We start from the raw sequence: 21,001 nt of genomic DNA, 5'->3' as shown, positions 1-21,001 counted from the left end.
TATACACAATAATAAGTTTAGCTTGAATGGTGCGAAAGAAAGAGGTGAACTTCATTAGAGCCCACCGTTTTTAAGGCTTCGCATGACATAACCAAGGCCCCTACGTGTAAGTATATATTCCGGTTTACTAGGGTTCTCCTCAATTTTCTCACGTAACCGACGAATCGTTACATCCACGGTACGCACATCACCAAAGTACTCAAATCCCCATACAGCCTGTAGTAAATGTTCACGTGTCATCACTTTACCCGCGTGTTTCACGAGATACACTAACAACTCATACTCTCGATGTGTGAGATCTAGTGGCTCACCATTCTTAAATACCAAATACATATCTGTATCAATAAACAACTCAAAGAGTTGTATACCTTGTTTCTCTGTAGGTGTTGTCGCTTTGGTCAATCTCCGCATATGTGCTTTGACACGGGCTAAGAGTTCACGTGTGCTAAATGGTTTTGTTACATAATCATCTGCACCCATTTCTAATCCAAGCACCTTATCGATTTCGCCATCTTTAGCCGTAAGCATAATGATAGGGAAATGCAAGTGAGCTGCCCGAATTTCGCGGCATACGTCCATCCCATCTTTACCCGGTAACATGAGATCAAGTAACATCAGATCGGGCTTTTTGGATATGGCTAATTCAACGGCTGTAATCCCGTCAAAAGCACATATAACGTCATACCCTTCTTTTTCTAAGTTGAATTTCAATATATCAGCAATGGGTTGTTCATCATCTACTACTAGAATTGTTCCTTGCATGAATGTATCCCACCTCATATTTCAGCCATTGGTTGTCAATCATGTTCCTATTTTACCACACCTGATAGCCTGTCACACACTCATTCCTTGCTCACAAATAGCAAAAAGAGCATCCCTATAGTATCCACCGTAGGGTTATGCTCTTCTGCTATCTTAAAATAACGTTTGTTAATTCAAATATCTCATAGGGTTCTGGGCTACATTATTCTTCTTAATCTCAAAATGTAAATGCGTACCTGTTGAGCGCCCTGTGTTCCCCATAACGCCAATCCCATCGCCTTTGTCTACCGTCTGCCCTTGACTTACGGTAATGCGACTCATGTGACCGTATAGCGTGGTATAACCATTACTATGGTTAATGATCACTGCCTTGCCGTAACCACTAATGTTACCTGTGAAGGTAACGACACCTTCATCAGCCGCCATGATTGTACGGTTGCCTGATACCATATCAATTCCTTTGTGTTGTCTTCCCCAACGCGAACCATACGTACTCGATATGGTTGCACCACTTACAGGCCAAGAGAATTGCCCCGATCCTTGCCCAGCGATCTTCGTTCCTTGTAACACGACTTCCGTGACTGAACCTTTAGTCACCTCTTGGCCGAGCCATTGCTCCTCCACAACTTCGCCGTTCTCTTTCGTCACTAGATATTCCATGACCTTAAGTCCATCCTGCCCTGGACGAACAACCTTAGATTTACCTGCGGGAAGCTCTGAGGTCTTTCGGATTTCCACTTCGGGAGCCGTTATGATCTCTTCAGAAACCTGTTCAACCGTTGTAACCGTCACTGGAAGTTTCGGGACCGTTAATTTTAAAGTATCTCCGATCTTAAGGTACTTTTCCTTAATCTCAGGATTGTTAAGATAAATCTTCTTCTCTGAAATGTTATATCGCTTCACGATAGAACTAAGGGTATCCCCTTCAGCAATCGTATAAATGATCGGCGCATCTTCGCTTTTCGTGAGGAGATCCGTTACTGCCTCAGCGCTAAGTACCTTAGTTGGATCTGTGTTAACTGACGCAACATCTATCTTTTCCGCAATCTTGATTGATTTCACACTTGGTGTTGGTACAGCAGCTGTACTCATTGCAGATGCCATAACAGCTGTACTCATACTTTTGAGTTGTAGTTGTTTCACTTCTTTAGCAGGTAAGTACTGTTGTTTCACTTGTTGCAATATGTCGTCTACCGTTTCCTGATCCTTTACAATCGCCACGACTTTGCCGTCTATCTTCAGTTCTACACCTTTAGCATAACCTGTTAACATTCCATCAAGCTTCTTGAGCGTTGCCTGACTATCCACTTCTGCTTTATAGGCTTCTTCCGCCTTCATTGTAACGCCTTCTGTCTGAAGTGTCATTTCTACATCGGGATATTTATTCTTATATTCTTGCCGCTTCTGAGCATATAATTGTTCAACCTGTGTTGGATTCTGCACGCTCCCGATCTTTTGATCCTGAACGTACACGTTATAATAGGCGATCTTGTTCGCAGTCACATACTGATTACCTGCGAATACTAGTCCAACAATTAAGAGGACTCCCGCTACTATAATCGTCATCCATTGTTTTCTCTTTCCCTTATTCTCAATCATATCTCGTAACCATGTTGAATGCCGGGTAGGTAAATTCATGTTGTTCTCATCTTCTTGTTGAATAGGTGTGAACTTGTCCCACATTTCTCCTATCCAGCGTATAGCGTTGAAACCCTTCATGGTTTTTCTCCTTTACAACCAGCTCGTTAGTGTAGGCAGATTCTTAGAGTCTCTGTCTAACACATAAGTGTTGTTCAATTCCAAATGTTTATAATACCCAATAAAATGAATTTTAATTAATACAATTGTAAATTATTTCACACTAAAAGGTTTCAAAATTTTAACCTTTAGGACTCTTTGTTTACTTTAACATAACATTTACAATCATTTCAACCTTAGAGAAACGACAAAAAACCCGCGGATTATGCGAGTTTCTTGTCGTTTCCCTATATTTACATTAATGATCAACTTATGACAAGTTAGTGATTATTGCCACTATTTTCATGATTTGAGTAGCTTCATCAACTTGGCATACTCATCATCACTTAAATACTTAGATATAATCTCCTCGACTTGCTTCAGTTCTTGTTCTGTAAGACCGTTCTCCATAGCGACGGTAATCTCTTGTACTTTCTCTTGTGGAAGTTTGGTCATCAATATGTTAAATATCTCTTCCTTCTCACTAGCCGGTAAGTCATCTTTCTTCCGGACAAGATCATCTGGTGACACAATAACTTGATCCTGTTGCCCTACTCCAGCAACCTCTGTGTGCATTTCGCCCATCACTGGCGTTGCACCGTCAGGTGCTTCTTCGTCTACAGGTGATTCCTCTTTACCTGATCCCGACGAACTTCCACCATTCCCTGTAGTTCCGGTCTCATTCGTTGTATCCGTATCCTTAGACCCATTTGAAGACTCTACTACCTTATCATTATCTTCCTTAGCGATCTCTTCCTTGTTATCCTTGGTAACTTCGCCCTCTACTACCGTCGTAGAATCTTTTTTTCCCATCAGTCCTTGTAATACACTTCCCCAAGCAAAAGGCTGACCCTCAAGCTGTATATTTAAGCTCGCTAACATAGACTTGATATAAGCATTCACTACCAACCCTGTCGTAAGCATGCTCAATGAACTGACCATGACGACAATTAGAATCATCTTACCTAACCAACTCATAAATTTCATTCCTAGTCCTCCTTCACTGCCCCTGATCCGATATCCTCGATTTCATTCTCATTGACAGTATTGACTAGATGGATATACTTTAACCCAATTTATTCCACATTATGACGCAAAAAAAAGCCGCCCATCACAGAAGTGACAAGCGGACTCATGAAATCTATTTCTTTCATTACGAATGATCAAATCCACGTAGATATGGCATGACCATCCGTCTTATATGTTCTACTCGTAAATTTTAATCACTTGGTTCGTCTGATCACGATTACGTCCTACAGAGAAGATCGCAATTGGAATTCCAGTAAGTTCTGCAACGCGAGTTACATAATTACGTGTATTCTCTGGAAGTTCTTCAAGCGTCTTAACGCCTGTAATATCTTCACTCCAGCCTGGCATCTCTTCATATACCGCTTCGCATTCAGCAAGTTGCTTCAAGCTAGCAGGATACGTAGTAATCACTTCGCCACGGAATTTATAACCCGTACAGATCTTAACCGTCTCAAGACCGGACAATACATCAAGTGAATTCAGAGATAATCCCGTAATACCACTCACGCGACGAGCATGACGAACAACGACACTGTCGAACCAACCTACACGACGCGCACGTCCTGTAACCGTTCCGTATTCATGACCTGTTTCGCGGATATAGTCTCCAACTTCATTGTTTAATTCCGTAGGGAAAGGACCATCACCTACACGTGTAGTATATGATTTAGCTACCCCAATAACCTGTTGAATCTTAGATGGACCTACACCAGATCCGATACACACGCCACCAGCAGATGGGTTGGATGAAGTAACATAAGGATAAGTTCCTTGGTCAATATCCAACATCACACCTTGAGCACCTTCAAACAGTACTTTACGGTCCTCATCAATAGCATCATTCAATACAACCGATGTATCCGTCACATACGGGCGAATGAATTCAGCATATTCTAAATACTGTTTCAATATTTCTTCAACATCAAGTGGAGCTTCACCATATACCTGTTGAAGAAGATGATTCTTCTCAAGCATCATGTGACGAAGTCTTAATTCGAACTCTTCCGCATCCATCAAGTCAGAGATACGAATACCATTACGTGCTGCTTTATCCATGTAACAAGGACCGATCCCTTTACGTGTCGTACCAATCTTATTGTCACCTTTACGATCTTCTTCTAACGCATCTAGAACCATATGATAAGGCATAATGACATGTGCACGGTCACTAATTACCAAGTTATTTGTTGTAAATCCATTGTCATGGATGTATGTGATCTCTTCAATAAGAGCAGCTGGATTAATGACCATTCCGTTACCAATAACGCAGATTTTATCTTCATAAAATACGCCAGACGGAATAAGACTCAGCTTATATTTTTTATCGTCAATCAGAATGGTATGGCCGGCATTGTTTCCTCCCTGATATCGAGCTACTACATCTGCGCTCTCCGCCAGAAAGTCCGTAATTTTGCCTTTGCCTTCGTCTCCCCATTGTGTTCCCACAACGACTACTGTTGACATATTCATTCCCCTTTTGGTGCTAACACACCTATTATTATTTCTCACGCATTAGGCTTAGCATATGATTAATATTCCCAAACCATTCACTGCACTAAAGATAGATTTAGCTACCCTTTTCGCTTCGTAATTCCAATCATATGTAAAGAAAATACATGAACGAATCGTATTTAATTCAATCTATCAAGCAACAGTAATAGTTTAACAGCCCATATTTTTAAAGTCAAATCAAAAACGAACAATCGCACGCCTAAGAGTGCAATCGTTCGGAATTGGATTGTAATATTGCCCAGCTATTAACTCCGTTACGATATTATTATGCAAAAGAGTCAGAGTGCGCTCGCTCATAATTAACAAACTTATTGAAATTCTTGAGAAATACGAGTTCAACCGTTCCTACTGGACCGTTACGTTGCTTCGCAATAATGATCTCAATGATGTTCTTTTTCTCCGAATCCGCATTATAGTAATCATCGCGGTAAAGAAAAGAAACAATATCGGCATCTTGCTCAATCGAGCCAGATTCCCGCAAGTCACTCATCATCGGACGTTTATCTTGACGCTGCTCAACACCCCGACTTAACTGAGATAACGCTATTACAGGCAATTCAAGCTCACGAGCAATCTGCTTCAATGTACGAGAGATCTCTGAGACTTCCTGTTGGCGATTCTCCCCACCCTTACCGCGACCTTGGATAAGCTGTAGATAGTCAATCACGATCATGCCAAGACCCTTTTCTTTCTTCAATCGACGGCATTTCGCCCGAATGTCAGCTACAGTCACCCCTGGTGTATCATCGATATAGATTTGTGCTTCGGATAACGATGAGATCCCCATCGTAAGTTTTGCCCAATCATCATCTTTGAATTCCCCAGTTCTCATCACGTTCGCGTCTAGATTCGCTTCGGCACAAATCATACGCTGTACAAGCTGGGGCGCTGACATTTCCAGACTGAATATGGCTACCGTTTCATTAGCACGAACAGCAACATTCTGTGCGATATTCAGTGCGAAGGCGGTTTTACCAACCGAAGGTCTTGCCGCTACGATAATCAAGTCATTGCGCTGGAAACCATTCGTCATCTTATCAAGATCCACGAAACCCGTTGGGATACCAGACGTACCCCCTTTGTTCTCATGCAACATCTCTACCTTATCGAATACTTCCATAAGCACGTCTTTAATTACGACGAACCCGCTTCCGCTACGTCGATTGGAGATTTCTAAGATCTTGCGCTCTGCATCCCCAAGCATGCCAGAGACGTCTTCACCGCCAGTGTAACCCTCGCTGACAATGGATGTCGCTGTACGGATTAAGCGGCGCAACATCGATTTCTCCTCAATAATCTGAGCATAATAATCGACATTCGCCGCCGTAGGTACAGCATGAGCAAGCTTCGCTAGATAACTAACGCCACCAATTTCCTCTAACTGTCCACGGTCCTGTAGCAAAGAAGTTAGCGTGATTAAATCAATCGGTTGATTGGCTTCACCTAGATTCAACATGGCTTCAAAGATCAGTTGGTGTGGCTTATCATAGAAATCTTCCGTGTGAACACGTTCCATCACGGTGATGATAGCTTCATCTTGCAGCAATATCGCACCTATAACAGCCTGCTCTGCCTCCAGGTTCTGAGGAGGAATTCGATCGTAAAAGACCTCTCCGCCCATCTTAACCCTCCGTTACTTGGACCTTCAGCGTTGCTTTCACTTCAGGGTGGAGCTTCACTGGCACTTGGGTAACACCCAAGGTGCGAATCGGGTCATTTAATTCTATTTTACGTTTATCAATCTTCACGCCATTAGCTGCAAGCACTTCTGCAATCTGCTTACTTGTGATCGCTCCGAAAAGACGACCGCCATCTCCTGATTTAGCCTTAAGCTCGATCGTCATTTCTTCAAGCTTCTTACCTAGTTCGGCTGCCTCATCTTTCTCTTGTTGTTTACGTTTTTGCTCTGCAGATGTTTGATTTTCAAGCGTCTTCATATTACCATCTGTAGCTGAACGTGCTAGTCCACGAGGAAATAGGAAATTTGCTGCATACCCTTCTGATACTTCCTTAACGTCTCCCTTTTTAGCCTGACCCTTAATATCTTTTATAAAAATAACTTTCATTCGAATAGACCCTCTTTCTCTTCAATTTGCGTTAATACATCTAACAATTTTACTTCAGCTTCGCTGACGGAACATTTCAATTGTACAGCAGCATTGGTCAAATGACCGCCACCGCCCAAACTTTCCATGACGACTTGTACGTTCATACGCCCTAAAGAACGAGCGCTTATACCAATCATACCATCTGGACGTTCACTGATCACAAATGAGGCTACTACATCTGTCATGGTCAGAAGCGTATCTGCCACCTGTGCTATTAATAATTGCGGGATGACGACACCTGATTCTGTCACGGCTAGTGCGATGTGACCGTGAATCATCTTGGCTTTCTTGATAATCTCTGCTTTTGCCAAGTACTCCTGCAGATCCTCTTTGAGCATCCGTTCAATCATCACTGTATCTGCGCCACTTCGGCGTAGAAACCCAGCAGCTTCAAAGGTCCGTGAACCCGTATGAAGTGCAAAATGTTTCGTATCCACGATAATTCCTGCTAACAACATCGTAGCTTCCAGCGGACTAAGCTGTATTTTGTCATGTATATACTGCAATAACTCTGTTACCAACTCACATGCTGAGGAAGCGTATGGCTCCATATAGAAAAGAACAGCATCATTAATAAATTCTTCGCTACGACGATGATGATCAACCACCACAATCCGAGTAGCATTATGCACGAGCTTTGGCTCCATCGTCATGGACGCTTTATGCGTATCCACCACGACCAATAAGCTGTGTGCTGTAAGCATCTGCAAAGCTTGTTCTGGCGATACAAATCGCTCGGATAACTTTTCATCCTTCTCAACTTGTATTAGCATCTGCTCGATCGAAGGATTACTTCCTGATAACACGATATAGGCATCCACATTATACATCTGCGCCGCCTTGAGTACCCCAATAGAAGCACCTATAACGTCCATATCTGGCATCCGGTGTCCCATGATGAATACCTTGTCACTCTCCTGCATGAGATCACGAAGTGCGTGGGCAATAACCCTAGCACGAACGCGTGTCCGTCTCTCTACTGCATTCGATTTACCACCATAGAACGATAAGCGTTGTTCCGCCTTCACCGCAGCCTGATCACCACCGCGTCCGAGCGCCATATCAAGACTGGTCTGAGCAAGTTCTCCTAATTCAGTTATATCCTCAGGACCAAATGCAAGTCCTATACTAAGCGTCATTGGTACTTTCAGATCCGCAGTCATTTCCCGCACTTCATCTAGAATGACGAACCGACTCTTCTCTAGCTCCTGAAGGGATTTATAACTTAGCATCACAAGATAACGATCCGAAGAAAGACGTCGTAAATATACTCTGTAGGTCTTAGCCCAAGCGGTTATTTCATTAGCCACCTTAGCAATAAGCGCGGTGCGTTGTTGATCATCCATACCTTGTGATGCTTCGTCAAGATTATCTAAATTGATAATCCCCAAGGCTAGTTTTTCATTTGCATACCGCGTTCTGAGTACAACAAGCTCTGATATTTCATGTAAATAAATAAGTCGTTCATCCGGAATCACAGTCAGTTGATAATATCGCTCTTCAATCAACACTTCCATCTGATGTTCTTTGTATGTGTGATCCTTACTACCCTCTTTCTTATCACCGAATGTTACAGGCAATTGAGGGAAAATATCTTGCAAGGCAGAACCAATCATTGACTTACGCCCAAACATCACGCTCACGTAACGGTTATTCCACTCGATCGTACGATCCTCGCTGTACAGCAATATACCAAAGGGAAGCATACTTACAGCTTCGCCTTCAACTCGTTTGATACGGAAAGACAACCCATTGATATATTCAAGTAAATCTTTGCGGAATGCCATTTCTGTCTTTAACATCAGATAGCTAAGAACGCCAACGATGCATAGACTGATAATGCCGAGTGGCCAATTGTACCACGATACAAAGATGACAAGCAGAAGTAGAAGCATGAACGCCCAGACACTATGGTAGCCGTGCCAACGTTTTTGTAGAAATTTAGGCATGACTTCTCATCCTATCATTTTGATTTCGTCATCAGCTGACGCAGTGGAAATGCGATATCTATAATACCGATAATAGCCATCGGTGGGAACAAAAATACAGGAACTGCTAATAAGAATGGGATAACCGGGTGCCATTTACGGTGATATGCAATAAAGAAGAAGAACGCCATCGCTTGGATACAAAAGAATATATTCAGCATGGGCACTAAATTTGCAGATATCATCGTTAAATAACTACTTTCTGAGTTGAACGCCATGAACTCAAGAACAACACCGAGCAAATAGTACCAGATCAATGATCTTGGAAACATCCATTCTCGTACAGGTTTTAACCTCGTTGTAGTGTAACCCATACGCCCCAGAATAGGACGAGTAATCACATGTGCAATAATCGATAACATGAAAGAACTCAGAATCAAGGCAAACGGAATCCTTTGCACTGTCATATTCATCAGGCTATCCATATATTCTTTCGTCAACACAAAATCTTTCGTGAGCGCACTATTACCAACCATCTCCTGCATTGGTTTCACAGCCACATTCACCATATCTTGCACATAACCTGACAAATCGAATTGGAATAACATAGTCCCAATCAAGAGAAGCAAGAGCATCTCCACTAGGATCGTAGCTGCTCCAACGACAATAGTCCTTAACGCTGATGCACGTCTCTTATAACATCTACCCATTAGAATGGCCGGTATAACAAAATACAAAGCCAAAAACAAGTACACTGGATGAATAATAAAGGCTATCAGCCAGACTGGAACGACGTGGAGGAAGAACTTTTTCGTGTTCAATATGTTATACAGTACGATCACAGGTACAATTAATAAAAATGCAGTGATCATCGATAAGCTAGTAAGTAACGAGAGGATAAGGAGTAAATAAGCTCCAGTCCAGAGTAACGCTGTAGAACGTGATTTCAAATCAATTCACCTCTTACGCAAATGTTCTTCAAGTGTTGAAATATCTTGGTACCATTCTTCTAACTGATGTCCTTCTTGCTTATGCTTTTTGAGTTTGTCAATCAACAGCTCATCGATCTCCCGATAAGACACGCCAAGCCTTCGTCCCAGAATGTACGAGCTCATAATCAAGCTAGCTATGCTGTCACTTACACGGGCTGTACTCCCTTCCCATAACGCCTTAAATAGTCGGGATACATGATCGACCACCTCGGTCTTTAGCCATTCAATCACTTTAGCGCGTTTGGCTACATCTAAATCCTTTGGCATGTTGGACACATTAACCTCCCCCAAGTGGAAACAGCTATGCCATCCTTATTCAAGGACAACACCCGTTTTAGCAGAAATATAAGGAATAGCGTATCAAGTTAAACTCATGCTGTATTATATTTTGAAAAAGCTTTATTCTCGATTATATCACAAAAAGGTGTTGCCTACACTCAAAGCTTCTGGCAAGAAGAGCATACTTCATCGAAGTTAACTGTATTATGGATTAGAATTAGTGGACTCTCTAGTTACAAACTTTTCGCAATATTCAATAACCTGACTTCTACGTACAATGCCAATAAAACGATTCATGTCATCCACTACAGGAACAAAGTTCTGAACTTTTGCTAAGCTAATCAAGTCTTCCATATTGGCATCTATCGAAACAGGCTTATTGCTCATCTTAATAGGAATATCCTTTATTAGAAACTTTGAAGCATTCTCAAAAGTAACTTTCCCTTCGGAATTTTTCATATACCATAATAAGTCGCCTTCCGTAATCGTTCCAGCGTACTCACCTTTATTATCCAACATAGGCACAGAAGTATACCTGTGGAACTCCATTCGTTCAAGCGTCTGCCTTAGCGTCGATTCAAGCGTCAAACATACCACTTCCTGTTTAGGAAGTAGGAAAAATGCAATATTCATATACAACAATTCCTCCTTAATTCTTGATACAAGTTCTCTTCCTTCATACGTTTACAACCCATAAATGTTCCATATAAAAGCTAAACCAGCAGCCCTTCTCGGCTGGGCTGCTGGTTTAATTGACTTACTGTGCTTTAACCTGATCTTCTGGCGTCAGCAACTGATATGTTGGTGTGGCACTATTCATCCAATTGTCTATTAAGTCTTGAGCGAATTTGAGATCATCTTCATCAACACGGTCATAGGATATACCGTTCAATCGCATGCTTTCACCCATAACCGTAAAGCTTGTAATCTCTACTGCACTTCCAGTGAGTAATTGTTTACTCAGATCGATGATAAATTTCGGTTGCATGTTTGTCTGTAGGTTAGTACCCATGATGTCTAGTAATTGTCGGATCTTCGTGATTTGATTCAGGTTCATCATCTTTTTAGCCACCTGATCTAAGAAGACCTGTTGTCTCTTCGTACGATTAAAGTCACTATCCTCACGATAACGCACATAATTTAAAGCGTCTGTACCGTTGTAAATAGACTGATTTGCTTTGATCGTGAATTTCTCATGATCTGCACCCTTATTGACGATGTCCTTCTGAATCGGAAGTTCCACGCCACCAAGCGCATCCACCGCATCCCTTAATCCCACGAAATTAATCGTAGCATAGTAGTCTAACGTATGGTCAAGCAAAGCCTCTGTCGTATCTTTAGCCATCTGTTGTCCGCCAAATGCGAAGGCATGATTGATCTTATCCTTCTTACCTTTCCCAATAATCTCGGTATAGGTGTCACGTGGAATGGAAACCAATAATACTTTTGACTCTTTAGGTCTTATCACGGAGTAAATCATTGTATCCGAACGCGCAGGTTCGTTTCCACGCTGATCTGTACCTAATAATAGAACAGAAAAGGGTTTCGTCTGTACTGCAATATTTTCTGCCTTCGTTAAATCGCCTTCAAGTGGCTTATATGACTTCTTTTCAAGTGTATTCTCTACCTGGTCGGATAGAAATATATCAAATGCAAGCAATGCCAATGGCTTACGGAATGCAAAAGCGCCTGATGCAATCAAGACTAGCACTACCGCTGCTATGACCATTTTTTTTGTTTTCTTTGTCATTATTCTAGTTCCTTCTCTATATGTGGAGTATAAATAAATAGCGTGATTGTTAATATAAGTTACATGAAGCGCTAACTCAAATTAGACCTCCCTTTTCGTATTAAACAGCTTATTTCATAAATGAATCTAATAATATAAAAAAGTGTCATACCAAACTATTGTATACGTTAAATGGGTAAAAAGAAACTTTTATATGCTCGCTTCACCTTGTTTGCTTCTATTAGAAATAACAACATAAAGGGGAATTAACTGCAGGAAAACGGAACAATATATAAACATAAAATGTATCAATCCCTTGCGAACTTACAATGGCTATGATAAAATCATTCTTGCTGCGGAAAGGTACCCAAGTGGTCCAAGGGGGCTGACTCGAAATCAGTTAGGCGTCGCAAGGCGTGCGTGGGTTCGACTCCCACTCTTTCCGCCATTACTTATGACATATTAATATTAAGATACAAACCTCCTATTAAGATATTGGAGGTTTTTTTATATGGAAAATGATTGCTGATTGCTCTCCTTGACATGACAACTACTAAATAATTTCAGTTTTATACGGGCTGACATCGAATGATTCACCAACTTAAGAGCGCCAGCTCCATAAGTTCCATAAGTGTTCCAAGACAAGCCAAAGAAGGACCCTTTCGGATCCTTCTTGACAGCGGTGCTTGATGATTTGGATTTCTTCTACAATTACAATTAAAGTGAACTTACGCTCGAAGCAAACCGCGTGCTTGCTTAATGTGAATTGGCATAGGCCAGCGCTCCTTTAATGTAGCGTTTCTAGATTTCCTTGTGATCTGTTCAAAAATATAACAAAAGTTACGTTTTAAATAACAAATTGCATATTTCTCGTGGCATGACTACCGCCCTTTGAAGGGTAAGGCGCCATATCCACTGACTCTGAAGTCCAACGGAACCACACCTCTCTCATGCACCGCTTGAAAATAGTATGATCCAAGTGAGCCATTCTTATACATGATCTAATTAATTTTTATTAATGGGATTTCCCTTTGTGTTTCTTTTTCCATACTCGATCCTTGTTGGACGTGTCAGGGAATCGTTCTCCTTTACGCAACGTCACGTGCTTCGGATCAACAATTGTAGTCTCAAGACCAATGTCTCCGAACTCCATGTAATGTCCATTGTTTGGCGCCTTGTCTCCAGGTTTGAATTCTGTTCCTTCGCCCATTTGTGCATCCTCCTTGAAATATAAAAATGGATTTCTCCATTAGTGTGTACCAGCAAGCGATAATCATGTGTCCATCTATTGGCATTGGGGAAAAGGGGTAAGCAAAGCTTGCTTATAACATAACTATTTGTTATATTAATCAGGTGCGAGTTTACGCTCGTTCCTTGCTCCTGAGTTAAATCAGGGGCCGTGAGTCCATAAGGAGGTGAAAAAATATGCGCAAATATGAAGTGATGTACATTATTCGTCCTGACATTGAACAAGATGTCGTTCAAGCTACAGTCGAAAAATTCCAAGGCATTATCTCCAACGGTGGAGAAATTACAAAGCATGATGTAATGGGTAAACGCCGTCTTGCGTATGAGATCAAGAAATTCAATGACGGAACTTTCGTTTTGGTTAACTTCAACGGTACACCAGAAGTTATTAACGAACTAGAACGTCTTATGAAGATTTCTGACGAAGTAATTCGTTATCTCATTACCAATGACGTAGCATAATTCATTTTCGGTTTTGTAGTTAAATCGCTTGAGGGAGGGGGACTTAAATTGTTGAATCGTGTCATACTGATCGGCCGATTGACTAAGGATCCTGAATTGCGCTATACACCTTCAGGGGTGGCAGTAACGCAATTTACGCTCGCTGTAGACCGTCCGTTTACGGCACAAGGCGGGGAGCGCGAAGCGGATTTCATTCCGGTCGTAACCTGGAGACAACTTGCAGAGACTTGCGCTAACTATTTACGTAAAGGTCGCTTAACGGCAGTCGAAGGACGCATTCAAGTTCGGAATTACGAGAATAACGAAGGTAAACGTGTATACGTTACTGAAGTTATTGCCGATAATGTTCGATTCTTGGAATCATCCAAAGGCGAAAGTGGAAGTGGCAATGCTGGAAATAGTAATGCTACACGTGAAGAACCTTCTTATGGAGGCGAACCACGTGGAAATCAACCCTCGCGCAATAAAAACAACAATCAGGATCCTTTTTCCGATGACGGAAAACCGATAGATATTTCGGATGATGATTTGCCATTTTAACAACGGAAAGGACTGACTAGCATGGCTTTTAAACCAAGAGAAGCTGCCGATAACGATAAGAGACCGGCACGCCGTGGTGGACGTAATAAACGTAAAAAAGTATGTTTCTTTACTGCCAACAAAATTACTCATATTGACTATAAAGATATTGACTTGCTCAAGAAATTTGTTAGCGAACGCGGAAAGATTTTGCCGCGTCGTGTAACAGGTACTAGTGCAAAATATCAACGTGCATTGACAATTGCTATCAAACGCTCTCGTCAAATCGCATTGTTACCATATACTACTGAATAGTAGTTATGACGAAAAAGACGACTTTCGAGTCGTCTTTTTTTTGTCTCTTCATTTCATATTTATTAACGCCAAAAAACCTCCTACAAATTCATGTAGAAGGTCTAACGTTGTATCAACTATTATCGATTGCTGGCAAGCCCACTTTTCTACTGAGCCAAAACTAGAAAGCCGTAAGAGACCTGTTCCCTAACGGTTTTCTAGTTTTATGATATCTATCCATAATGAAGAAGCTATCACTTTATACGAAATGACAAGCAACTAAATGATCATTGCCAACATCACGGTACTCCGGAGCTTGTTGCTTACAAATATCTGATGCAATAGGACAACGGGTATGGAACTTACATCCAGAAGGTGGATTTGCAGGACTCGGTATATCACCTTGTAGCACAACTCTGTCCCTCTTATACGTTGGATCCGGAACAGGTATAGCAGACATCAAGGCTTTGGTGTAAGGATGTAGTGGATTACGGAATAGCTCTTCCGTGCTACTCATCTCTACCATGGATCCAAGATACATAACCCCTACTCGGTCGCATAAATGCTCCACCACGCTTAAATCATGGGAAATAAACAAATACGTTAATTGCTTATCACGCTGCAGATCACTAAGCAAGTTAATAATCTGTGCTTGGATCGATACATCTAGAGCTGATACAGGCTCGTCTGCCACAATAAACTCTGGATTCATGATCAATGCACGAGCAATCCCGATACGTTGTCTTTGTCCACCAGAGAATTCATGAGGATAACGATCATACTGATAACTAGCAAGACCACAAATGTTCATTGTCTCTAATACACGTTCGCGCACTACCTTTGAATCGGTAACACCATGATCATACAGAGCTTCACCAATCGCTTGGCCAACTTTGATCCGAGGATTCAGTGAACTAAATGGATCTTGGAACACGATTTGCATCTTCGGACGCATACGACGCAATTCCTCTTTAGGCAGTTTATACAGGTCTTTCCCTTGAAATAGAACGGTTCCATCCGTCTTTTCATTCAAGCGAAGAATGGTTCTACCAATAGTACTCTTCCCACAACCAGATTCACCCACTAGACCAAGGGATTCGCCTCTGTGAATACGAAATGAAACATCATCAACCGCTTTCACATTACCTACCGTACGTTGAAAGACCCCACCAGTGATCGGGAAGTATTTCTTTAAATTGTCTACTTGCATTAAGACTTCTTTCAAAGTACTTCCCTCTCTTCTTCATATAACCAGCAAGCTGATTTATGGTTGTCTTTGCCGTGCGTTCTGAATGGAGGTTGTTTAACTTTACAAATATCCATGCAAAATTCACAACGATCATGGAAATGACAATTATCTTCAAGGTCAATTGGATTGGGAACTTGACCTGGTATTGAATACAGACGTTCCTGTTTCTGATTAATAATTGGTTTGGCTTTGAGCAATCCCTTTGTATACGGATGTTGTGGATCTTGGAACAGTTCCAATACTGGAGCTTCTTCAATTACCTTACCTGCATACATCACGACAACATAGTCCGCCATCTCAGCAACTACACCTAGATCATGTGTAATTAACATAATAGACGTATTAAGCTTTTGCTTAATATCACGCATCAAATCTAGTATCTGTGCTTGAATGGTTACGTCAAGTGCAGTCGTTGGCTCATCTGCAATGAGCAATTTAGGATCACAACTTAACGCAATAGCGATCATGATCCGCTGACGCATTCCACCACTTAACTCATGTGGATACGAATCAAATATTTTGTCTGGACGTGAAATCCCCACGAGGGTAATTAGTTCAATCGCACGCTTCTTAGCTGCTTTACGATCTAGCAACATGTGCAACATCAACGGTTCGCTAATTTGATGTCCAATCGTAAGTACTGGATTTAATGAAGACATCGGCTCTTGAAATATCATAGATATTTCATTCCCGCGAATCTTCGACATATCCCTCTTACTTAATTTGAGCAAATCTCGGCCTTCGAATAGAATCTCTCCCCCGACAATTTTGCCCGGTGGTGATTCAATTAATTGCATAAGTGACATCGCTGTTACACTCTTGCCGCAACCTGACTCGCCGACAACACATAATGTTTCGCCCTCACGAATGGTAAAACTAACGTTATCTACAGCCTTTACCGTACCTGCCGTTGTGTGAAAGTGTGTCTCCAAATTACGGAACTCTACTAAGTCTTTTACCATATTGCATCTCCCATCTTGAAGATATCGGTTTTGTTGTAACGACAACCGACGTTGTTCAAGGAAGCAGCTTTCGCTGCCTACATCACTTGTACTTTGTATTCAAACAATCATTATTTTTTCGTTTTTGGATCCAGTGCGTCGCGTAATCCATCACCAATCAAGTTGATTGCAACCGACGTGATCAAAATACACATACCTGGTGGAATCCATAGCCATGGTCTCTTTCGGAAATCAATCAGATTGTTCGCAGCCGAGATCATGTTACCCCAAGATGGTGTAGGTGGTACGACACCAACTCCTAAGAAACTAAGTGCTGACTCCGTTAGAATGGCACCAGCTACACTAAGTGTTGCTGTGACGATAATCACTGGAATCGTGTTTGGTAACAAATGCTTAAATATTTTACGTCCATCTTTGAGACCTAGTGCTTCCGTCGCTTGCATGAACTCTTGTTCACGAAGCGTTAAGATTTGTCCCCGTACAAGCCGTGCTAAGGTTGTCCAGTTAAGAACCCCAATAATGACCATCAAGTAGTATATTCTACTGCTGGGATCTACCTTCAGATCCGATAGAACAGCTCCAAGAATAATCAAGATTGGCAGCAGTGGAAGAGCCATGAAAATATCAGCAACACGCATAATGATCGTATCAATAATTTTTCCATAGAATCCCGCTAAGGCACCCAATGTGGCACCGATCATAACTGCAATAAATGTAGCAACAAATCCAACTAATAGAGAAATTCGACCGGCCAACATCATACGAAGCAGGATATCGCGACCTAGCTTATCTGTACCCAACCAATACATACTGTTAGGTGCTAAGTTCTTGTTCTTCAAACTATAATCGAAGAGATTATGTGGTGAGAAAACAGGCCCTAAAAAACAAAGTATAAACATAAACACAATCATTATAAATCCAATTACCGCAAGCTTATTTCGGGTAAAGCGGCGAAATGCCGTTTTCCACGGTGTATCAACAGCTTTAGCTTTTTTGGTATTTTTATTTTCCGTTATAGGCATAACATCAGCAGACAACGCAATCTCCTCCTACTTTAAACGAATTCTGGGGTCTGCAATTCCATAGAGCACGTCCGCAAGCAAATTACCCACTAGGGTCAGCATGGCTAGAAAGATTGTAAACCCGAGCATAAAGGGGTAATCTCTCATACTAATTGAGTTAAGATAGATGTGACCGATACCAGGCCATGCAAATATTTGCTCTAGAATCATAGCTCCACCAAACAGCCCTGGCAGTTCAAACCCAAGTAGAGTGATCGCAGGAATCATCGCATTCCGAAATGCATGCTTAAATATAACTGTTCGTTCTTTGAGACCTTTAGCTCTTGCAGTCCGTATATAGTCCTGTCGGATGACTTCCAACATACTCGTACGGAAATAGCGTGTTAAGCTTCCTGTAGATAACATAGTCAGTACCATAATGGGTAAAAAGCTATGTTTAAGTACGTCAGTGAAATATGTCCATCCCGTAGCATTTAACCCGGAAGTACTCATTCCTCCAACGGGAAACAGTTTTAAATCTAGTGCCAAGAACTTAATGAGTAATAGACCTATGAAAAATGACGGTAGTGACATACATATAAATACTAATAGTGTAACTACTTTATCAAAGAAAGAATACTGAAATTTAGCTGAAAATATACCGGTGATCATCGCTATAAACCAACTGAAGAACAAAGCGAAGATTCCCATAATGAATGAATTCCATACATATGTGTTAATAACAGTCGTTACGGGTTGCTTATGTTGCATGGAATCCCCGAAATTCCCTTTTAGCATATTACCTGCCCATATAAAATAACGTTGATAATCTGGCTTATCCAGTCCGTATATAGCTCTAAGTTGCTCTTGCTTCTCAATAGACATATTCGGATTCGCTCGCGCTGTAATGTAATCCCCTGGAACCATCGCTGAAATGGCAAAAATAATGATAGATATGCCTATTAGCGTAGGAATCATCTGCAAAAGCCGTCGAATGATATACTGCTTCATTCCTATTCCCCCTGGCCTATAAGTGGATATGCTCAGCTCTTATGAGCTGAGCATATCTAATATTCTTTATTGTTCCAATTGAACTTGATACAAGCTGAAAGGGAACTCCTTGTACGGCGAAAGATCAAATCCTTGTGCTCTAGCATTTACAGCTGTCATATTCGTTCTTTGATACATCAAGATCATAGGAACATCCTTATTCAATTCTTGATACATTTCTTTATAAATTTCTTTACGTTTCTCGATATCCATTTCTTTCTTACCTTTAGCCATCAACTCATCTACTTTAGCGTTAGAATAACCTGCGTCATTCTGTGCACCTTTAGTGATGAACACGGTGTTATCTGGATCTGGTGTCAAGCCCCATGCAGCGAAGAACATATCGAAATCGCCTTTGGTTTTCTTATCCATTATTGCATTAAAGTCTAGTACTTCTGAAACAATTTCAATACCTAATTCTTTGTAGTTAGTAGTCATAATTGGAAGCAATGATTCTACAACTGGATTGTCAGCAGTTGCAGAGAAATTGATTTTGAATTTCTCTCCATCTTTCTCACGAATACCACTTGCACCCACTACCCAACCTGCTTCATCAAGCAATGTTTTTGCTTTTTCCATATTAAAGTCATACTTTTCGATATTCTCGTCTGTGAATGACCAAGATACTTTAGATTGTGGGATGTTAATAACATCCGCATAAGGTCCATAAATACCCTTCACGATGTCCGAACGGTTCAAACCGAAAGTAAGGGCTTGACGGACTTTAGGATCTTGGAATTTCTTCTCGTTATGGTTAAATTGAATATATCCATAGCCATTGTTTGGAAGGATATTGATGTCCAAGAATCCAAGAGCTTTCAATTCTTCAACGTTATCTTCTGACACGTTGATGTTATCCATATCTGTTTCACCAGATTGTATCATCGCCATGTTCGTCGAATCTGTTGTTGTTTTGAAGATAACATTCTTAACGATTGGAGCTCCTCTGAAGTAGTTCTCATTAGCTGCCAGTACAATTTCTTGTCCAGCTTTGTAACTTGTGATTTTGTATTGACCACTACCAAGTGGCTTGTTGTTCAATGCTTTTACAGATTCCAAATTACCTTGTTTGTATCCTTTACCATAGTAAGATTCAGGCAGAATGTATACGCCGCCCAATTCTACTGGACTCATCGCAGAATATTCTGTAAGACTTACTTCTACTGTATTGTCATCGATTACTTTGATACCTGAGATATCACTTGATGTGCCTTCGTTATATTCTTTAGCACCTACGATATGATAACTTAGTGGATCAGATTCACCATCATAGCTCTTATCAAGAAGCAACTTCATTGTAAACAAGTAATCGCTAGCTTTCATTGGGCTACCATCTGAGTAAGTAACACCTGGCTTAAGATGGTACGTATATTTCAGTCCATCTTCAGATACATCAATTTTCTCAGCCAAGCTGTTCACATAAGTTCCGTCTGCTTTTACTTCAAGGAAAGAATCAAAAATTGCATAGTTTACATAAAAGTCATAAGCCGTTTCCATAAACAATGGGCTGAATACCCCTTTTGGATCCACCATACCAACAATCAGTGTGTCTTTACGGTTTTTAGCTAGTTCAGGATTAAGAGATACATCAGTCGCTTTGATTAAGCCACTTGATTGATCTTCTGCAACTGGCGTCTCAGGTGTAGTCGTATCCACAGTCTCTTTTGTATCATTTGTTGTAGCTGGCGCATTCGCCTCTTTGTTGTTGCCCCCTGAACATGCGGAGAGTACTACCGTTAGCGAAAGTAAAACCGCTAACATTAAGTTCCATTTCTTTGTCATGCAAATTCTCCTCCTTTTAAATAATTTATAATATATATTATGAATATAATATATCCTCCATATATCAGTAACCACACGGTTAACTGAAGTAAACAAGCTTTTGAATGCTAATTTTCTTTTCATAACAATGTACTAATTAAATAATGACCACAGGTCAATTTTAAGGTAAGATTACCCAATGAATTTTTGTATGTAAGGTATGCTGACACATAATCAAAATCAATTTATTTATTAATATAACCTAAATCTCAAAATATTCCAAGCATTTAATTTATAATATGTTCGCATTTCATCAAACATACGATTAACTCAAAAAATGTAAGATTCTACTTCTTGTTCTTTTTTTGTAACCTTAAAT

Annotated in this window: 20 protein-coding genes and 1 tRNA gene; 4 read left to right on the top strand and 17 right to left on the bottom strand. The window is 40.9% G+C overall.

Going from position 1 to position 21,001, the window contains the following annotated elements; all coding sequences use genetic code 11:
* Nucleotides 1-54: 54 nt before the first annotated feature.
* The 11 genes from yycF to BW961_RS22440 all read right to left on the bottom strand — a co-directional run bounded on the left by yycF (nucleotide 55) and on the right by BW961_RS22440 (nucleotide 12,097).
* Nucleotides 55-762 carry a response regulator YycF gene (gene yycF, locus BW961_RS22490; RefSeq protein ID WP_068589323.1) on the bottom strand — a complete coding sequence of 236 codons (708 nt, stop codon included), beginning with the start codon at nucleotides 760-762 and terminating at the stop codon, nucleotides 55-57.
* Between the two features lie 168 nt (nucleotides 763-930).
* Nucleotides 931-2,481 (bottom strand): M23 family metallopeptidase, encoded by a 1,551-nt coding sequence (locus BW961_RS22485; protein ID WP_068589325.1) that lies wholly within the window; start codon nucleotides 2,479-2,481, stop codon nucleotides 931-933.
* Between the two features lie 321 nt (nucleotides 2,482-2,802).
* The gene (locus BW961_RS22480; RefSeq protein ID WP_068589327.1) at nucleotides 2,803-3,486 is read right to left on the bottom strand and encodes a hypothetical protein; all 684 of its coding nucleotides are present in this window, start codon (nucleotides 3,484-3,486) and stop codon (nucleotides 2,803-2,805) included.
* A 219-nt stretch (nucleotides 3,487-3,705) separates the two neighbouring features.
* Nucleotides 3,706-4,992 (bottom strand): adenylosuccinate synthase, encoded by a 1,287-nt coding sequence (locus tag BW961_RS22475; RefSeq protein WP_068589330.1) that lies wholly within the window; start codon nucleotides 4,990-4,992, stop codon nucleotides 3,706-3,708.
* A gap of 313 nt (nucleotides 4,993-5,305) precedes the next feature.
* A complete protein-coding gene (gene dnaB, locus BW961_RS22470) occupies nucleotides 5,306-6,661 on the bottom strand; it encodes a replicative DNA helicase (protein WP_068589332.1) in 1,356 nt (451 codons plus the stop codon).
* 1 nt (nucleotide 6,662) lies between these two features.
* The gene (rplI, locus tag BW961_RS22465; protein ID WP_068589335.1) at nucleotides 6,663-7,106 is read right to left on the bottom strand and encodes a 50S ribosomal protein L9; all 444 of its coding nucleotides are present in this window, start codon (nucleotides 7,104-7,106) and stop codon (nucleotides 6,663-6,665) included.
* Nucleotides 7,103-9,097, bottom strand: coding sequence for a DHH family phosphoesterase (locus BW961_RS22460; RefSeq protein ID WP_068589339.1), 1,995 nt, complete (start codon nucleotides 9,095-9,097; stop codon nucleotides 7,103-7,105). The genes rplI and BW961_RS22460 overlap by 4 nt, the downstream gene beginning before the upstream one ends.
* A 14-nt stretch (nucleotides 9,098-9,111) precedes the next feature.
* A complete protein-coding gene (locus BW961_RS22455) occupies nucleotides 9,112-10,026 on the bottom strand; it encodes a DUF2232 domain-containing protein (protein ID WP_068589341.1) in 915 nt (304 codons plus the stop codon).
* 6 nt (nucleotides 10,027-10,032) lie between these two features.
* Nucleotides 10,033-10,335: a MazG-like family protein gene (locus tag BW961_RS22450; RefSeq protein WP_068589342.1), complete on the bottom strand. Its 303-nt coding sequence runs from the start codon at nucleotides 10,333-10,335 to the stop codon at nucleotides 10,033-10,035.
* A gap of 216 nt (nucleotides 10,336-10,551) precedes the next feature.
* Nucleotides 10,552-10,980, bottom strand: coding sequence for a CBS domain-containing protein (locus BW961_RS22445; RefSeq protein WP_068589344.1), 429 nt, complete (start codon nucleotides 10,978-10,980; stop codon nucleotides 10,552-10,554).
* Nucleotides 10,981-11,104: 124 nt separating this feature from the next.
* Nucleotides 11,105-12,097: an LCP family protein gene (locus tag BW961_RS22440; protein ID WP_068589345.1), complete on the bottom strand. Its 993-nt coding sequence runs from the start codon at nucleotides 12,095-12,097 to the stop codon at nucleotides 11,105-11,107.
* A gap of 336 nt (nucleotides 12,098-12,433) precedes the next feature.
* Between BW961_RS22440 and BW961_RS22435 the strand changes: the two genes are divergently transcribed.
* Nucleotides 12,434-12,524 (top strand) — tRNA-Ser (locus BW961_RS22435).
* 567 nt (nucleotides 12,525-13,091) lie between these two features.
* On the opposite strand, the gene BW961_RS22430 is transcribed toward BW961_RS22435, so the two are convergent.
* A complete protein-coding gene (locus tag BW961_RS22430; protein ID WP_068589347.1) occupies nucleotides 13,092-13,286 on the bottom strand; it encodes a YjzC family protein in 195 nt (64 codons plus the stop codon).
* Between the two features lie 215 nt (nucleotides 13,287-13,501).
* Here BW961_RS22430 and rpsF point away from each other — a divergent pair, with 215 nt between their 5' ends.
* The 3 genes from rpsF to rpsR are packed head-to-tail and all read left to right on the top strand — an operon-like array spanning nucleotide 13,502 to nucleotide 14,620.
* Nucleotides 13,502-13,786: a 30S ribosomal protein S6 gene (gene rpsF / locus BW961_RS22425; protein ID WP_068533934.1), complete on the top strand. Its 285-nt coding sequence runs from the start codon at nucleotides 13,502-13,504 to the stop codon at nucleotides 13,784-13,786.
* 48 nt (nucleotides 13,787-13,834) lie between these two features.
* On the top strand, nucleotides 13,835-14,326 hold the full coding sequence (gene ssb, locus BW961_RS22420) for a single-stranded DNA-binding protein (RefSeq protein WP_068589349.1): 492 nt from the start codon (nucleotides 13,835-13,837) through the stop codon (nucleotides 14,324-14,326).
* A 21-nt stretch (nucleotides 14,327-14,347) separates the two neighbouring features.
* Nucleotides 14,348-14,620, top strand: a complete 273-nt coding sequence (gene rpsR, locus BW961_RS22415; RefSeq protein ID WP_068589352.1) for a 30S ribosomal protein S18 — start codon at nucleotides 14,348-14,350, stop codon at nucleotides 14,618-14,620.
* Between the two features lie 238 nt (nucleotides 14,621-14,858).
* Here the strand turns inward: rpsR and BW961_RS22410 are convergent, their stop codons facing one another.
* The 5 genes from BW961_RS22410 to BW961_RS22390 form a co-directional block, all read right to left on the bottom strand.
* A complete protein-coding gene (locus BW961_RS22410) occupies nucleotides 14,859-15,824 on the bottom strand; it encodes an ABC transporter ATP-binding protein (protein ID WP_068589355.1) in 966 nt (321 codons plus the stop codon).
* Entirely contained in the window at nucleotides 15,821-16,810 is a 990-nt protein-coding gene (locus tag BW961_RS22405) for an ABC transporter ATP-binding protein (RefSeq protein WP_068589359.1), read from the bottom strand. The genes BW961_RS22410 and BW961_RS22405 overlap by 4 nt, the downstream gene beginning before the upstream one ends.
* A 110-nt stretch (nucleotides 16,811-16,920) precedes the next feature.
* Nucleotides 16,921-17,832 (bottom strand): oligopeptide ABC transporter permease, encoded by a 912-nt coding sequence (gene opp4C / locus BW961_RS22400; protein ID WP_139331720.1) that lies wholly within the window; start codon nucleotides 17,830-17,832, stop codon nucleotides 16,921-16,923.
* A 27-nt stretch (nucleotides 17,833-17,859) separates the two neighbouring features.
* A complete protein-coding gene (locus BW961_RS22395) occupies nucleotides 17,860-18,822 on the bottom strand; it encodes an ABC transporter permease (protein WP_068589365.1) in 963 nt (320 codons plus the stop codon).
* A gap of 66 nt (nucleotides 18,823-18,888) precedes the next feature.
* Complete coding sequence (locus BW961_RS22390) at nucleotides 18,889-20,649, bottom strand: ABC transporter substrate-binding protein (RefSeq protein WP_170878603.1); 1,761 nt, start codon at nucleotides 20,647-20,649, stop codon at nucleotides 18,889-18,891.
* Nucleotides 20,650-21,001: the final 352 nt, after the last annotated feature.

Source organism: Paenibacillus macquariensis (assembly GCF_900156375.1).
Classification (GTDB): Bacteria; Bacillota; Bacilli; order Paenibacillales; family Paenibacillaceae; genus Paenibacillus_AQ; species Paenibacillus_AQ macquariensis.
Note: the sequence above shows the minus strand (reverse complement) of the source record. Positions and strands in the feature narration are given on the sequence as shown.